Origin of the sequence: Enterococcus sp. VV15, assembly GCF_005236045.1 — a bacterium.
Taxonomy (GTDB): Bacteria; Bacillota; Bacilli; order Lactobacillales; family Enterococcaceae; genus Enterococcus_B; species Enterococcus_B durans.
In genome coordinates this window covers 1-15,583 of the sequence record NZ_QPTY01000046.1, presented here as the reverse complement: position 1 = coordinate 15,583, position 15,583 = coordinate 1, and the positions used below count along the sequence as shown (strand labels likewise).

12 protein-coding genes and 1 pseudogene are annotated in these 15,583 nt (G+C 30.6%); all 13 read right to left on the bottom strand.

From position 1 onward, the window contains the following. Window positions 1-315 precede the first annotated feature (315 nt). Window positions 316-528, bottom strand: a pseudogene (tnpA, locus tag DVW83_RS13080) (IS200/IS605 family transposase); the annotation flags it as partial. A 186-nt stretch (window positions 529-714) separates the two neighbouring features. Beyond that, on the bottom strand, window positions 715-1,644 hold the full coding sequence (locus DVW83_RS13075; protein ID WP_104660092.1) for a LysM peptidoglycan-binding domain-containing protein: 930 nt from the start codon (window positions 1,642-1,644) through the stop codon (window positions 715-717). 674 nt (window positions 1,645-2,318) lie between these two features. After that, window positions 2,319-3,056, bottom strand: a complete 738-nt coding sequence (locus tag DVW83_RS13070; protein WP_104661385.1) for a flavodoxin family protein — start codon at window positions 3,054-3,056, stop codon at window positions 2,319-2,321. A gap of 5 nt (window positions 3,057-3,061) precedes the next feature. Next, complete coding sequence (locus DVW83_RS13065) at window positions 3,062-3,793, bottom strand: ABC transporter permease (RefSeq protein WP_104661386.1); 732 nt, start codon at window positions 3,791-3,793, stop codon at window positions 3,062-3,064. After that, on the bottom strand, window positions 3,783-4,649 hold the full coding sequence (locus DVW83_RS13060) for an ABC transporter ATP-binding protein (protein ID WP_161569460.1): 867 nt from the start codon (window positions 4,647-4,649) through the stop codon (window positions 3,783-3,785). Before DVW83_RS13060 ends, DVW83_RS13065 begins: the two co-directional genes overlap by 11 nt. A gap of 13 nt (window positions 4,650-4,662) precedes the next feature. Continuing rightward, window positions 4,663-7,329: a type 2 lanthipeptide synthetase LanM gene (gene lanM / locus DVW83_RS13055; RefSeq protein WP_161569459.1), complete on the bottom strand. Its 2,667-nt coding sequence runs from the start codon at window positions 7,327-7,329 to the stop codon at window positions 4,663-4,665. Further along, complete coding sequence (locus tag DVW83_RS13050) at window positions 7,289-7,963, bottom strand: ATP-binding cassette domain-containing protein (protein WP_104661389.1); 675 nt, start codon at window positions 7,961-7,963, stop codon at window positions 7,289-7,291. The genes lanM (DVW83_RS13055) and DVW83_RS13050 overlap by 41 nt, the downstream gene beginning before the upstream one ends. Further along, window positions 7,960-8,976, bottom strand: coding sequence for an ABC transporter transmembrane domain-containing protein (locus DVW83_RS13045; RefSeq protein ID WP_104661390.1), 1,017 nt, complete (start codon window positions 8,974-8,976; stop codon window positions 7,960-7,962). Before DVW83_RS13045 ends, DVW83_RS13050 begins: the two co-directional genes overlap by 4 nt. An 11-nt stretch (window positions 8,977-8,987) precedes the next feature. Then, window positions 8,988-9,428, bottom strand: coding sequence for a cysteine peptidase family C39 domain-containing protein (locus DVW83_RS13040; RefSeq protein ID WP_123863100.1), 441 nt, complete (start codon window positions 9,426-9,428; stop codon window positions 8,988-8,990). Between the two features lie 18 nt (window positions 9,429-9,446). Continuing rightward, entirely contained in the window at window positions 9,447-12,476 is a 3,030-nt protein-coding gene (lanM, locus tag DVW83_RS13035) for a type 2 lanthipeptide synthetase LanM (protein ID WP_137239464.1), read from the bottom strand. A gap of 70 nt (window positions 12,477-12,546) precedes the next feature. Further along, complete coding sequence (locus DVW83_RS13030) at window positions 12,547-12,750, bottom strand: lichenicidin alpha family lanthipeptide (protein WP_131500964.1); 204 nt, start codon at window positions 12,748-12,750, stop codon at window positions 12,547-12,549. Between the two features lie 70 nt (window positions 12,751-12,820). Continuing rightward, on the bottom strand, window positions 12,821-14,935 hold the full coding sequence (locus DVW83_RS13025) for a peptidase domain-containing ABC transporter (protein ID WP_137239462.1): 2,115 nt from the start codon (window positions 14,933-14,935) through the stop codon (window positions 12,821-12,823). 66 nt (window positions 14,936-15,001) lie between these two features. Further along, entirely contained in the window at window positions 15,002-15,181 is a 180-nt protein-coding gene (locus DVW83_RS13020) for a class II lanthipeptide, LchA2/BrtA2 family (protein WP_104661394.1), read from the bottom strand. Window positions 15,182-15,583 lie beyond the last annotated feature (402 nt).

The following is a 15,583-nucleotide window of genomic DNA, read 5'->3' as shown; positions in this document are numbered from 1 at the left end:
TTGTGGTTAAAAACATTGTACCGTAAAAGGGCTGTTACATGGCCTTTTATCTTTTACACAATTATATGGACTTTATCGCATTTTCTTTTCCTTAACTAAAAAAATATAACTGATAATTACTACTAAGTTATATACCATTTAATTATAGTTAAATTCGCAATAATAATTTTACGTAAATCGAACACAGCCCATTAAATAGTTCAACTTTTGGAGTTCAATTCATAAAAGGGCTTTTTAATGACCACCAACTGCTTTCTGCTCTATCTCTCTTTAACTATTGAGTCTATTTTGATTTCATCCAACTGTATTCACCTAGTATACTTTGGACCAAAAACTTTTATTACTGTACTTATATTTCAAATTCGGATGTTTTTCATGTATCAAGGTTGCACTTCGTCCTTTTGAGTAGCCCATAAAATTGTAGATACTAATCTTTGGCGGTATTCTTATTAACATATGAATATGGTCAAGCATTGTATGAGCTTCAATGGCTTCAACATCTTTAATCTCACATAATTTACTTGATATCTAACCAATACTTACTCTAAACTTTTATTGCTAAAGCTATCTCGTTCACGATTAGAAACTAACTAAAGTCAATAATAAAAAAGAACAGAAAAAAGATATTTGTCTTTTTTCTGTTCTAGTAATTCTAAAATTTTTCTTTACTAATATTGTTTGATAACAAACAAAGTAAATCTGTTAATTAAGTTTTCAATAAAAATTAATAGAGAATTTTTTTGAACCATCACTATAAAAAACAGCGATTAGATCAAATCCTTGCCAGCCATTTCCAGCTGCACCCAATATCGAATCATCTGCTAATTGCCCATCAGCCCATACATTCGCCTCAAATGCAGTATCAAATAACATACCACTATTTCCAATATAACCATCTACAATTGTTGGTACTTGTGGTGTGCTTGGATTTGTTGACCCATTGTTGCCATCAGTTGAACTATCTTGATTTCCTTCATTATCACCTGGATTTGATGGTGTTGTTTGTCCTTCACCAGTATTTCCATTTGCTGAATCGCCTTGATTCCCTTCGTTACTATCTGGATTTGATGGTGTGGTTTGTCCCCCATCAGTATTTTCTTTATTACTATTATTATCAGATTGTGTTGGTGTTTGAGTTGAACTACCATTATTTTCTAGTATACTTGACGTCATGTTTCCTGAGGTTACTGTTTTTTGATCACTAGCTTGTGCATTATCTTCTACTGTATTCGTTCTATTATTGATTGTTGTTCCTTCTGAAATCACTGGTTGTCCGACTGGTTGAGAAGGATTTACTTTGTCTTGATTTTGGATTGTTGATTGTGCAACTATTTCTCCCTCACGATTTTGAATAGTTACTACATCATCACTAATAATTAATTTGCTTCCTGCGTATATCCAATCAATATCTGAAATTTTGTTTATATCTGATAATTTTTGGATGGAAATATTTGTTGCTTCACTAATTATGCTTAAAGTATCTCCCCAAACAATATCATATTCATAACCATTTTCATTTATATCTTTTTTGATTTGTTCAACTGTACGAGGTGTCCATTCTTGTGCTCCTGCTTCCTGTGTTGTCATTGCTAACGCTACTCCTCCAACAGTCGCTCCTATAGCCATAACTCGTAAAAGTTTCATTTTTATTCCCCCATCTTTTCAAATTATTTCTTTAATGTTTATTTCCCTTTATCTTTCATTAGTTTTTCCTAGATTTTCAATATATATATATTTATTATCTTTACACTCTCCTTTTAGTTTTAAAAAGTTCCATTATTTATCACAATTGTTATTCCCTTCTATGTATATCTCCCTAATGAACATATATTATCAAAAATATCAGTTATTTATTTTTTTCTTATGCACATATGTACCTTCTTTATATTAAAAATATATATAAATAACATTCAATATAATTCAGATATCTAATTTGTTACCTATTGTCTGACTTTTAACAATCACTATTAATTTGCCAATACTATTATGGATCATTGATACCATAGATTCCTTATATATCAAGCTAGTCTCTAGTTGATATATAAGGAAGGTACGGGACTTGAACCCGTGCACCACATTACTGCGGCTCGCCGGATTTCGAGAATAGGGTTTAAAGCTGATTTTAAGTGTTTTTCGCTTATCATCAGCTTTTTAAATAATTGAAATACATCTTTTAATTACATGTATTTCTTTATTAGGGGTACTCTTTTTTATGTTTTATTCGCAACTTAAAATAGTATAATGCTGACCTCTACTAGAATCTCCTTTTTTATTCGTGCCATTAAAAGATACTGTTTAACATATTTAATGTAGAATTATCACGAGTTCTCTATCCTATTAATCATAGAACTTTTGGAATTACAGTACTCTTGAAAACTATCATAATTTATCATCCCGGTATTTTTCCAAAACTCGACTTCATGATTGCTTAAATCTAAAGAAATAAAATGTTTCATCTTATTTCGATATGTTTCGAAAATATTCTGCGTAAATTGTGAAATTTTAAATGAACCATTCAAACTCTCAAAAATATCCTTTGCAATATCATCCGTTTTATTTTCTAACCATTCTAAATTATTCAATTGATTTGGTATTGCCCAAGCAGCATTACTTTTGGTTATAACACTTCCACCTAAAATTTGAATTATTTTCGATATCTCATTAATAACCGTATTATGACCATTAGAACTACAAGTAGAGATGACTACTGTTCGCTTTCCTTGTAGGCTTAAAAAGTGACTCTGGTACGCCATTCGATCAAATAGAGCTTTACAATCACTATTCATCGAGTGAAGATAAACTGGTGAACCAATAATAAAAATATCAGCCTCAGAAATTTTTTTTAGTAATTTATCTAAATCATCTTTTTGCCAACAGAAGCCTTTACTAAAGCAGCTTTGGCACCCTTGATAAGGTTTAATTTGTAGATTATTCGGAGTATATACTGTTGCTTGAACATTATCGTAATGTTCTAGTTTTTGAATTATTTGATTTGCATATTTAAATGTGTTAGATTTGCGATTTCTGGAAGAGATGTATGCGACTATTTTAATCATAATAGTTACGCCTCATAGCGTCCATTACTAATGTAGACCATGCCTATCATTAAAATTGTAACTAGAAAAGCAACAACTTCCTGTGTAATAGTTAAAACTTTAGATGCAGCAACCATCGGAAGTGAATAAAATGGCAGTATTTCAACAATTTTTGAAAATAGTGAATCTGGATTCATAGCAATAATGTTGGTTAAGATATTTGGTAAGAACAATAATAAGATAGAGAGAGCTACATATATTACTGGCGCCCCGATATTCAAAGTGAACATAAAATAACCAATAAGATAGTAAAGTAGTACTACCATAATAAAATTTAAAATAAAACTAATCAGAAATTCTACATCCAAATTGCCAGTAACACCATGTTTTTTTGCAAATAACAAAAATCCTACGCCAATTCCTGAAAAAATTATCCCTATTAGCGAACCAATAATTAAATTGGAAATAAAATAGTTCTTTCGATTTTCTTGACTATTATTAACCAAAGTAATAGTTTTGCTAGTAAAATCCCTTCCGATAAGATACAACGGTTGAATAACAGCAAATAGGAATCCAAGCATTACATAAAAGTTGGAAACATGTTTGATGTTAAACGATTCTGCTCCACCTAATTCCTTAATGCAATAATAAATCGCAAATGCTGGTCCAATCGCCGCTAGAATCCCTAATAAAAACAACCCATTTTTTACTAGTTCCTTGAGGTTTAATCCCACATAATTTTTTATACTAATAATCATATTTTTCTCCTTGATTAGCTAGATTTAAATATCTATCACGTAAATTTTTTGAAGATACAGAAATATCCTCAACTTCAACTTTGATACTCTTAAAGAAACTAATGAACTCACCCAATGATTTCTCAGATTCAATAATCACTTCTTCAGCAATTCTACTTTGGACTTTACCAAGCTTTTGTTTGTCAATAAAACTGATTGATTGTTGAACAGACGCAAATCGAATATTGTAGATGGGGCGAACAATGTTTTTAATATTTTCCTGATCTTTAATAATACCATTCTCAATGAAGGCTACTTCACGACATATTGATTGAACATCATCAAGTTTATGACTTGAAATTAAAACTCCTATGTTTTTCTCTTTTACTAACTTTTGAAATTCGTTTAGTACTAGCTCAGAAGTTTCAATATCCATGCCGTTAGTTGGTTCATCTAAAACAAGGTAATCAGGCTCATTTAATAAAGCTATTCCGAGACCTAACTTTTGTTTCATACCTAATGAGTACTTTTTTACCCTTTTGTTTATAGCCTCTGACATGCCTATCCTATTTAAAAAATCTATTACCGATTCTATATTATTCCCTTTTTTGGAAATGGCAGAGAAATAACTAATATTTTGCAATCCAGTCTTATTGTCATATAACTTTGGGCTCTCAATTAAGTAACCCACATTTTCATTCCCTGTAATTTCACCAGAATCTTGTTTAATTGTTTTTGAGATTATTTTCATCAATGTGCTTTTACCTGCGCCGTTTTTTCCAATTAGTCCGACTATAGTTCCCCTAGGAATTTCCAAATTAATCCCATTTAGTACTCTTGTCATCCCATAACTTCTTTTCAAATTTTGTATTTTCATAGTCATTTTCCTTTCAAAGATAGCTTAAATTTAATAGAGAAGGTATGCTAATTTCTTCTCGCAATTTCAAATATTGTCTACCTCCATTTCCAAGAAAGATATGAGAACATCCATTAAAATAGTTATGTTCGTTTTCTTGGAAAATTACTTTATATCCTTTTTTTATTTCTTGATATCGTGCTTTTGTTAGGTATCCATTTTCTGACGCAATTAGTAAAATATCTTGTATACCAAACCATCCATGGCACAAAGTGTTATCTACAGCTAACCCTTCATCAAGAACTTTATTTATCAAAATATTCACGAGATTTTGTACGTAATTTCTTTCAACGGCACCAATTGATTCTGCTTCAATTCTTGAAAGAATTATTCCCGGTAAACCGTAACAAAAAAAATACGAATCATAACTGTTATTCCGAGTATCTAAATAATTTCCATATTCTTTAGAAAAATAACTATCTTCATAATCTACTAACTGACTTATTAGTTTTCTATCGACATTCTCAACCTTACTAAACCTGCTCAACGCTAATATGATTCCACTTAATCCGTGTCCTAGACCAGCCCCAAGAGAAAAGTAATTATTATTCTCAACATAATCAATAGTATCTTGTACAATTGATTGAGTGAGTGCGGTTAAGTTTTTAACTTTTTCAGTTGTACCACGATATTTTAACAACACATTACTAAAAGCTAATATGAGACCCGATTTTCCAGATAAGAAATCAAAATTATTTAAATCATCGTACTTAGATACTGAGATATCCTCGATTTGTTTTATAATCTCATCGTAATACCAGGAATCCTTTGTAATCTCATGCAATTGCATCAATAGATATAAAAAGCCAGCCAATCCATGAATACCTCCTGAATCGTTGAACTCATGAGTCTTAAATTTGATCATTGTTTTAAGGATGTTTTTTATTGCTTCACTATCATAGTTCTCATCAGAATATACATAATAAAGTAAGTTCGGTGCGTAATTATATAGAGAGGCAGTCAAAGGTATGTGTAAGAAATTATCTTTTCCATTTGATACAGGTAAGTATCTTGTTACGCTACTATCCTCACCATAAGTAAAACTATTCATAAAATTTTTATACCATTCTTTTAGATTCGTTGTCTCTACAATAGAAGTGAAATATGGTGGTTCATAAAACTCATGCCGATCTTTTATAGCAGATATTAACAGGGCTGTTCTAATATTCTCCAGCTCCTTGTAAATATCTTTTTTATTTAAAGTTGTCTCAATCCTGTTCAACAAATTACTATAAATTGATAATTTGAAATAGTCTTTTACTACTTTGCCTTTATTTGAAAAGATGTTTGTAGATTTCAAAGTTGTGAAAAAAAAGGGAATATCACCTTCCAAAAGCTCTTCTTTTTCGACAATTTTAATTTCCTGATTTTTTTTACTAAGATTCTTCTCTAAAATTAGTTCATAATGATTTTGATCCATTAAGTAATATGGGTAATCTAGAATTGACAGAAATTTACCATATATATACGTAGGCTTAACAATCACTCTGACTTTCTCTTCTCCCAGAATACTAGTAATTGTTGACACAAAACTGCCCTTGTTATTGTCAACATAAGATATAAAATGCTTATAATCTTCTTCAATGTATTGATAGTAATCATATGGCTCAACGAGCATATTATTAAGAAAGATTCGGTTCTTTTGATCGCTAAAACTAATTTTTTGTGAGACAAAGTCTATTGTCCCATCACTAGTTATCTCTAACTTTTTACCTTCAAAATAGAAATCATTTACCTCTCCCCCCTTTCCATTGGTGATAGACAAGTTAAGAAATTTTTCAGTACAATGGAAAGGAAATAGCATGCTATTCAATGAAGAATATGGAATACTCGATATCGCATTTTCAGTAGACAATAACCCATTGGCCAAACTCTCAATATCTATTAAGAACGGTACTTCTTCGTTCACAATTACGTTCTCAAAATGCATGTCAGTCGTCGAAAGACAGTAGAAAAGACCCGCGAAAACCCCAATGTTATAATAAAAATCTTCTACTTGTTTAATGCTTTTAACCGACTGTTTAGCCAAAATTTTTTCATGGATAGAATAATTCTCTCCTGAATACACGTAGTAGTAATAATTTGGAATAAATTGTCTGATAAATTTTTGAAATTTTAAATCGATATCTCCGGATCTGGGTTTGTAAATATAGCTATTGCTATCCGTACAAATTAACTCAACTACGAATTTACCAAAATTATGACTATCACCATTAAATAAGATTATATTTTTAATCTTGATTTTTTTTTCACACAGAAATGACGTGCTATTTTCCTCAATTTCTTTCATAAAAGAAATAAAGTATTTCGTTCTTTGTTTTATAAGTTTATCCAGATATTTCATTTCATCACAAAACACATCAAGATAATTATCTTTGATTATTGAGTTAACAAATTCCTCGTAGTTTCCACTGGAATTGACTTCGAGATAGCTATTGTATTCCACCTGAAAAATTCGGAAAAAACGTGGTAACAGGGATTGGATGTATTGTTCATATACAATTCGATTTACATTATGATCAAAAGGTAATTTATTATCATCAAAACAATATTTTTTTAGTAATAGAACTTTTACAAATTTTTCACATACATCAATCTGATTAAGATATTCTTTTTTTTCTTTTTCTTGTATACAAGTCATAATATTTGCCTTCTTTATCCATAAGTTCGTGATGTGTACCTTGTTCCAAAATGGTACCATTATCCATATATATTATTTGATCGCAATCAGTTAAAGTCTCCAATCTATGAGCTACGATAACAATGCTGCAATCAGCTTTTAGAATATTATCCATAACCTTTTTTTCGGTAATATTATCTAAATAGCTAGTACCTTCATCAAAAATTAGTAGTGATGGATCTGATAGTAAGGCTCTAGCTATTAGTAATCGTTGTCTCTGCCCCCCAGAAATATTCTCTCCTCCATCAGATAGGACAGTATTATATTTCATAGGAAAGTTATTTATTTCTTCAGATATACAAGCAGCTTCAGCAGCCTTTATCACTTTAGTTAAGTCATATTCTTGACGGTAACATCGTATATTTTCGTAGATTGAATCAGCTATAAAACTCATATCTTGAGCAACATAGCCTATCTGCTTTGCCATTGCTTTCTTATTAATATCATTTAACGCTAGTCCATTGTAATAGACCTGCATACCTTTATTCCTGTATAACCCCGCCAGAATTTTTCCCAGCGTGGACTTACCGCTACCAGTAGGCCCAACAAGTGCAATTTTTTGCCCACATTTAATTTCTAGTGATACATTGTTCAAAGCTTTTTTTCTAAATTGTTATAACAAAAGTCTAAATTTTTCAGGCTAAAGCTTTCGAAATGGTTAACTTCCTTGATTCCATCATTCTCTTCTTCTTGATCGATTAAATCATTAATTTTATCGATAAAACTACTATTCACTACATATTCTTGATAGATTTGTATGATACTACCCACCATGTTCATAATTGTTAGAGAGTACGTCTGCATTAATACTATTTCCCCAATGTTCAAACTTTCATTAATGGCAAAATACACTCCACTTACTAGAATTAGTATGGGTGTATACGTACTAAAAAACAAAGTACAAACAGACAGTATGCTTAATAAATTTTTTTTATTTTGCTTTACTTCGATTAACTTTTCAAAGTTCCAACTCCATCTGCTATATATTTCTTCCTCAAGTCGAAGGACTTTAGTCAATGACATTGTACTTAATGTTTCTATCTGAATATTATTTGAAGTAGACTGCAAGTTAAATTCTTCTGAGCTTAAAATAGACAATTTCTCTTTTAATATTGAATTTATTCCATGATTTAGAAGAGTAATTAATAAGACAACCATTGCCATAATTTTTGAAATACTTGCTAAATACCCTATCAATATTATTGATAATCCAAAATTAAAAACTAATAAGAAACATTTATTTACCCAAAACTCTTTTAATAAATTAATACTAGCCAGACTTGTGAATAATTCGCCTGTAGTCCTTATTTCAAAAAAGTTATATGGGAGATTAATTGCTTTTAATAAAGTGGATGAAGTTACTTCTCTCTCAGCTTCAATAGAGATTTTATTAGACACCCATTCCTTAATCGAATAAATTATAACGAAAGAGATTGCTAAGTATACGAAAGGCCAAATTATTTTACTCGTAGCGCCTTCAGTAGAAATACTATTAATTACTTTTTTTGTATACTCAGCATTAGCAATCGTTAATATATAGGCCATGCTTGTTATAATAAAATAGAGAAAGATATTGGTCTTTTGCTTCACTAAAATGCCAATAAACAATTTCCATGTTCTTAAGAAGGATCTTTTCTTTTTTTGCCGCCTTTATCCAGGTCCTTCGTACATAAATAGATATTACTAAAATGTTCAAGAAATTCTTCATGAGACAAAACTAACTTGCCTTTAATTGGGTCAAGAATGAAAATTTTATCTTTATCGACTCTATCAAAAACCACAAAGTGCTTTTCATCCCAAAAAAGGATTGATGCACGTTTTAGACTTTTTACTTTCTGTAAGATTTGTGGGGAGGATACCCTGAATATTTTTGCTGATAAGCCCGCATTCTCAAACAAGGATTTCATTTGAAAAATACTAGTTCCATCTCTAATTGAACCTATTGCATTTCGTAAATCTTTATACTCCGTATATATACCATGAAAATTTAAAACCATTTTACAACAGCATATCCCGCATTCGTTTGGAACACTTTGTTTATATAGTTTAATCTTTTTCATTGAACCAGCTCTCTTAAATTAGACATCAAAAAAATCAAACATTTCATCGTAATCAATATGTTGTAGTATTTCATAGCCCCATCCTGCTACTCCAAGCATCAGACCAAGTGACTCTGTGTTAGAAATTATATTTCCTTTCCAGTTAACGGATAAAACATCATTGTAGATACTTCCGAATACTTCTTTACAATCTAACAACAACTTCTTGTCTTTCATTTTCTTAGCATAGTATTCAATCGCTTTCAGGCTCCCCAAATCACCATGGCAAATTGTTGAATTGTTGCCAAAACCAACATTTTTAATTTTCTCAATGATATCTTTGAAGAATTCATCATTTTTGCTGAGTTCTGGCAGACCGAGCTTAACATTTGTTTGTGCAATAAGTTGACCTTGTGGTCCATGGCACCAACCTTTCGAGTATCTATTAGTACCAGGAATTGTTTCCCACAGACCTTGTTGCTTGTCAAAGTTATTATCAATATAAGTAAGAATTTTGCTTGCAAAATTTCTATCGACTAACTTAAATCCAAACAACTCCTCTTCCACTTCTGCAAGACGACTTAATGCAGATATAATACCTGCATTTCCATGAGCATACCCCGTATATGCTTTAGTATTTGAAGTCTTCCAATAGGCGATATCACCATCAATAACTGCATTTCTAAATAGATGATTATACGATAACAAGAGTAGCTCCTTAACTTGATTTGTATATTTCCCCGGATACAATTTCTCTAAGCAAAGCATTGATGATATTAATCCTGCTGTTCCAGTCAAAATATCAAAACTTTGACATTCATCAAATAAACGCCGCATTCTTTCTAATGAAACTGTGACTACATCATTGAAGTTTGGAATTGGAATGTGCAGATTACTCACGGCCAAAGAGATAATAATTCCACTAGAACCATTGTAATATCCAACATTACCATGTTCATATAATTTTTCTTGTTTTAAAAATTCGATATTGTAATTATTAGCTTTTTGAACGGCAACATAGAACGCCTTATTGTTCGTTTTTTTATAGAGATAAGTTAAGTAAAGAGAAATACCTGCATTTCCTAGATATAAGTCATTCCCAACCGGTCCTATTCCGAATTCAACTTCTTCTTTCCCTTGCAAAACTGTGCTAACCCAAGTAATAGTATCTTCTGAACACTCAACTGCTCTATTTACAATCATTTCTCCTATGCCTTCTGCTGTTGACAGCATACTTTGAAGGTTTAGATCTTTCTCTTTTTTTGCAAACTCTATTCCCGTGCTAACATCTTTGTATCGCTTAAGATTAATTGCTTGATCAATTAGTGATACTTGATTAGTCAGGTCATCAGATGTCATCTTTTTAATTTTATTTAATGCATTATTCAGCGGTGTGGAATCACTCAACTTACCTAGATAGTTATTTTCATAATCAGATATGTCCAAGCTGCTTGTATTTGATACAAAGAATGGAATATCATTTTGTTTTAATTGGTTATATTCACTTTTAACAAAATCTAATTGATCCCATCTCTCATACGCAAGTTTACTAAAAAGCACATCCCTATTTGCTTCACTTCCAATGATGTAAATATTTTTACTTAATGAAAGGAGTTTTGAATAGATATATGTTGGACGCAAAATAACTCGAATTTCAAGATTCCCAAATAGTTTTTCAATAGTTGACAAATATTCTTCTCTATTCTGAAGGACTGTTTGATAAAAAAGAATAAATCCTTTCTTCAAGCATTCATTTATGATTTCATAGTCTTTATCAGAGAATTTTGAAACTGGATTGTTTTGGTTTACTTGATTCAGTCCAAAATCTCTAGAATGTATAATTTCACTATTCTGTATATTTAACTTTGAATATTTAAATGGTGAGGCTTTTACTTCTTCTCCTCCAATACCACCAATTTCCAATGAAATATCTTCATTGTTAAAATTCTTAACAATTTTTTTTGGTAAAATCCCAATATCTATTACCGAGGGATCACTTTGCTTCAATAAGTCATAAAAACCTTTATCGTAAATATTCTCATTGATAAAAATATTTGAATGAAATAGCGATTCTAAATCGATTAGCATAGGGTTATTCCCGCAAGCAATAATGTTCTCGTTGTGAAAATCCGTTCCATTTAGTGTATATAAAATACCCAACAAACATCCAAGCTTTTCATAGTATTCTCTAAACTCTGCATTATTTTTCGTTTGAACGTATGGAACTTCTTCAAAATAAGAGTGGTCTCTCCGATTCAGAATAACTAAATCCCTAAATTCATAATTTAAATTAAACCTTGATAATTTACTTAGTAAGCGAAAGAATGCTACATCTAAATCACCATTTCGAGGTTTATAAAAAATTTTTCCTTTACTAAATTTTAAAGCTGCAACAGACTTGCCTTTTTTATGTCTGTCTCCATCGCCTAAAGATATGTCTTCTAATATAATATTATTATATTTTTTAAAATATACATCTTTGATTTCGTTAAAATCAAAGCTTACGTTGTCTAATACTTCCTTAATGTAACTTAGGAATCTATTGATGTTTTCGTTAATTAGTTCAAAGAAATGTGGATAATAAGTTTCACACTCAAGCCGATAACCCTTGGTGTGAAATCTTTTCTTAACAAAGTAGCTGAGTGGATCTTCACTAGTACTAATAACATTGGTCCCATTCTTTTCATCTTCATAAAAGAGTCTAGCTTCGTCTATAATGAAATGACTAAACTCTGAATCCGTCATTTTTTCAAATTGCTTCAGCAACGATATTCTCATAGACAGTTTATCCAAGATGAAATTATACTTTTCTAATAAGTTTTCTAAGCTATCGTTTAAATATTTAAACTCTTTTTCGAAGAAGTCATATTCCTCATTGTTGATAAATTTGTCTTTAGATGTCTCTTCTCTCTTACTAATTAACTTTCTTTCTTCATTAACACTCTGAACCATTTTTGCAATTGTAATGTTAAAAAATCGTTCTAGATGTTTTTTTGTAATATCTGAATTGGCTACGCCTAATACACTCTGCCAATAATTAATTGCTTCGTTTTCATTTAATTTATTCAAAACATTGCTTCCTTTCTATAAAAAGTCATCCAACAGCTACTTTTCAAAAGTCTTCATTGTCTACTGAAAATTAATTACAACTTGGCATACACTCTTTTGTTGCAGTACACCAACCACCAGTATTACCTAAATAATCACTCAATGAAAATGTATTTGTTGTACAACCTGCTTGAATCCCTGTTTCAATATCCATAATTTCTTCTTCCATCATAGGGGACATTTCCTTTAAGTTACCTTTTTCTTGATACGTTTCGAAAGCATCTCTTTTATTCATAATTATTGTTTTTCCTCCTAAGTTTTTTTCTCAATGAAAAGATTTTGAAAAGTAACTGGTGGATGACTTCTTAATTACTATTCACTAATGATTGATAATAACCGTTTTCGTTCAATAAGCTTTCATGATTTCCATTTCCAACTAGACTGCCTTTGTCTAATACTAGTATCTGATTACAATTTTTTATCGTACTTATTCGGTGCGCTACAATAACTTGAGTCTTGCCATTATTTTTGAGCAGTTTGGTAATTTTTCGTTCAGTAAGAGTATCCATCGCACTAGTAGCTTCATCCATTACTATAATCTCAGGATTATTAAGTAATGCCCTTGCAATAATGATTCGCTGTTTTTGTCCTCCGGAGATATTTCTACCAAGTTCTGAAACAATCGTTTCGTACTTCATTGGCATCCTATTGATATCCTCATGTATTTGTGCCATTTTCGCTGCTTTAATTATCTCTGTATCAGAAGAGTTACCATCTAGATCGATATTTTGTTTAATTGATTTATGGAAAACAAACGGATCTTGAGGTATAAAACTCAACAATTCACGAAAGCTATCAGTAGATACCTCTGACATTTTTTTACCATTAATTAGAATATCCCCATCAGTTGGTTGATATAATCCTAATAGAAATCCTAGTAAAGTAGATTTGCCTGACCCTGTTGCACCAGCAATACCTAATCTTTCGCCTGATTTTAAGGAAAAACTGATGTTTTTCAGTGTATATTCTTTTTGCCCAGGATATTTAAATGAAACATTATTGAATTCTAAACTGTCTATTTTTTTTACAGTAAATGTATTTTTAGGGACCGGTAATTCAGTTGCTTGAAATATATCGTTAATTCTATTCATATTCACTTTAAACACACCATACATATTGAATGCATTGAATATGCTACCAACACTGGTAAAAAAAATATTCATTAATCCGTACATAAATAGGACTGATGTAATATCAAATTGATTATTATTCATTATGATTAGATAAAGAAATATTCCTAAAGGAGCAAAACTGATAAAAATCGTATTTGTGGTTCTATATAAATCTGTAAATACAAATCTCTTTGAAAACATTTTGATAGTTTTTGTGTAATTTTCAGACAATAAATCTCGAATCATTTCTTCACTTTTCATAGCCTTTATGGAAAACATTGCCATTAATGATTCATATTCTTGAGATTGCTGTTTTATGGTCTCTGAGACTTCAATTTTTTGATATTGAATGACTTTTTTCCTGATGATATTAAGTACAAGAAACATCAAAGAACCAATACCTAAAATATACGGAATGAAAAAAGGAGACACGATAAATACGATCCCTATAATTGTAATTATCATTCCGAAGTCTAATAGTCCTCTGAAAATGCTATCAATAAGAAATTCTCTGTTTGATCGCATAAGTCCAATTCGATACATTAGATCCCCTGTACTTCTAGTCATATAGAAGGAATAGTCTACACCCAATAATTTTTTCACAAGTTTCCGATATATATGTTCATCCATCTTGATAGAAAAGTTTACAGTTTTTATATTTTTTATTGTAAAAACTACGAAATAAAAAACCAAAAAAAGCAAAAGAGGTAATAATAGAAAAGGATTATTAAAGCTATCCAAATTATCAAACTGTTTTGACATTTGACTCAAGAAAACTGGATTAATTAATGATAATAGGTAACTTATTCCAGCTATAATCAAAAGCACTCCAAATCTGAATATATGTTTTCTAAAAAAATCGTTATATACACTAAAACTATTCTCTTTTATTGAAAATTTTTTTCTATTTACGACTGGATTAGCAAACAAGAATTTTCCACTATACTCTGCTTCGAATTCGCTTAAATCTTCCTTAACTCTTCCAATATCTGGATCCACATAAGTAACATTCCTCGAATTTATCTTTTCTAAAACGACAAAATGGCAATTGTTAATAAAAACTATTAAAGGAGAACCACTAAACTTTTCTAGATCTGAGACATTTGATTTATATATTTTGCATTCATAATTATTTTTTTCTAGAAATCCTCTTAATTGTGATAAATTATGACCATCTCTACCTACTTCAAGGCTTTCATACAAATAGCTCATTGGTATCTGATCACCATGAAACCTCATTACCATATTTACACAACACAAACCACATTCACTTTCCTGTAGTTGTGGAACATAAGATACTTTTTTCATTCAATTACCTCAACTTTATGTTCCACAAACAGCATAAATCACTGTTTATGGAACCACAGAATTTGATTAACTGCATTGAGAAGTACATTTAGTGGTTGGACAAAGTGAGATACTAGCGTCAACAATAGTAGAAACAGCTACACAAGCCCAAGTAGTTCCTCCATTAGTGTCTTCTGATTCAGAGATTTCTTCCAAAATGCTTTCTTCCTCTTGATTGTGTTCAAACTTTTCATTTTTAGTAAACATTGTTTTCCTCCTAAAATTTTTATTTGTAAATAATGATTTTTTATCTCATGCATGATCTTATTTACATACCTATCGTATATCCAAGATAAAAGGATGTGTGTTTTTTCACATTCAATCTTTTTTTTGTCAAAAGCGTAAACCAATAATGTTGATTTGTTCTAACTTAATATAATTCTTTCTCATGCACCTCCCTATTAATATGATGACACAATTTTTTTTGCCCCTATAACCATTGACTAAGTAATTTTGTTATTGTATTATTCTTTGTTTATAAACATATATCAACTGCACTAGTATTCATTTGAAGTCTTTTAGAAGAAAGGAAGATAAAGTCCATATAATTGTGTAAAAGATAAAAGGCCATGTAACAGCCCTTTTACGGTACAATGTTTTTAACCACAA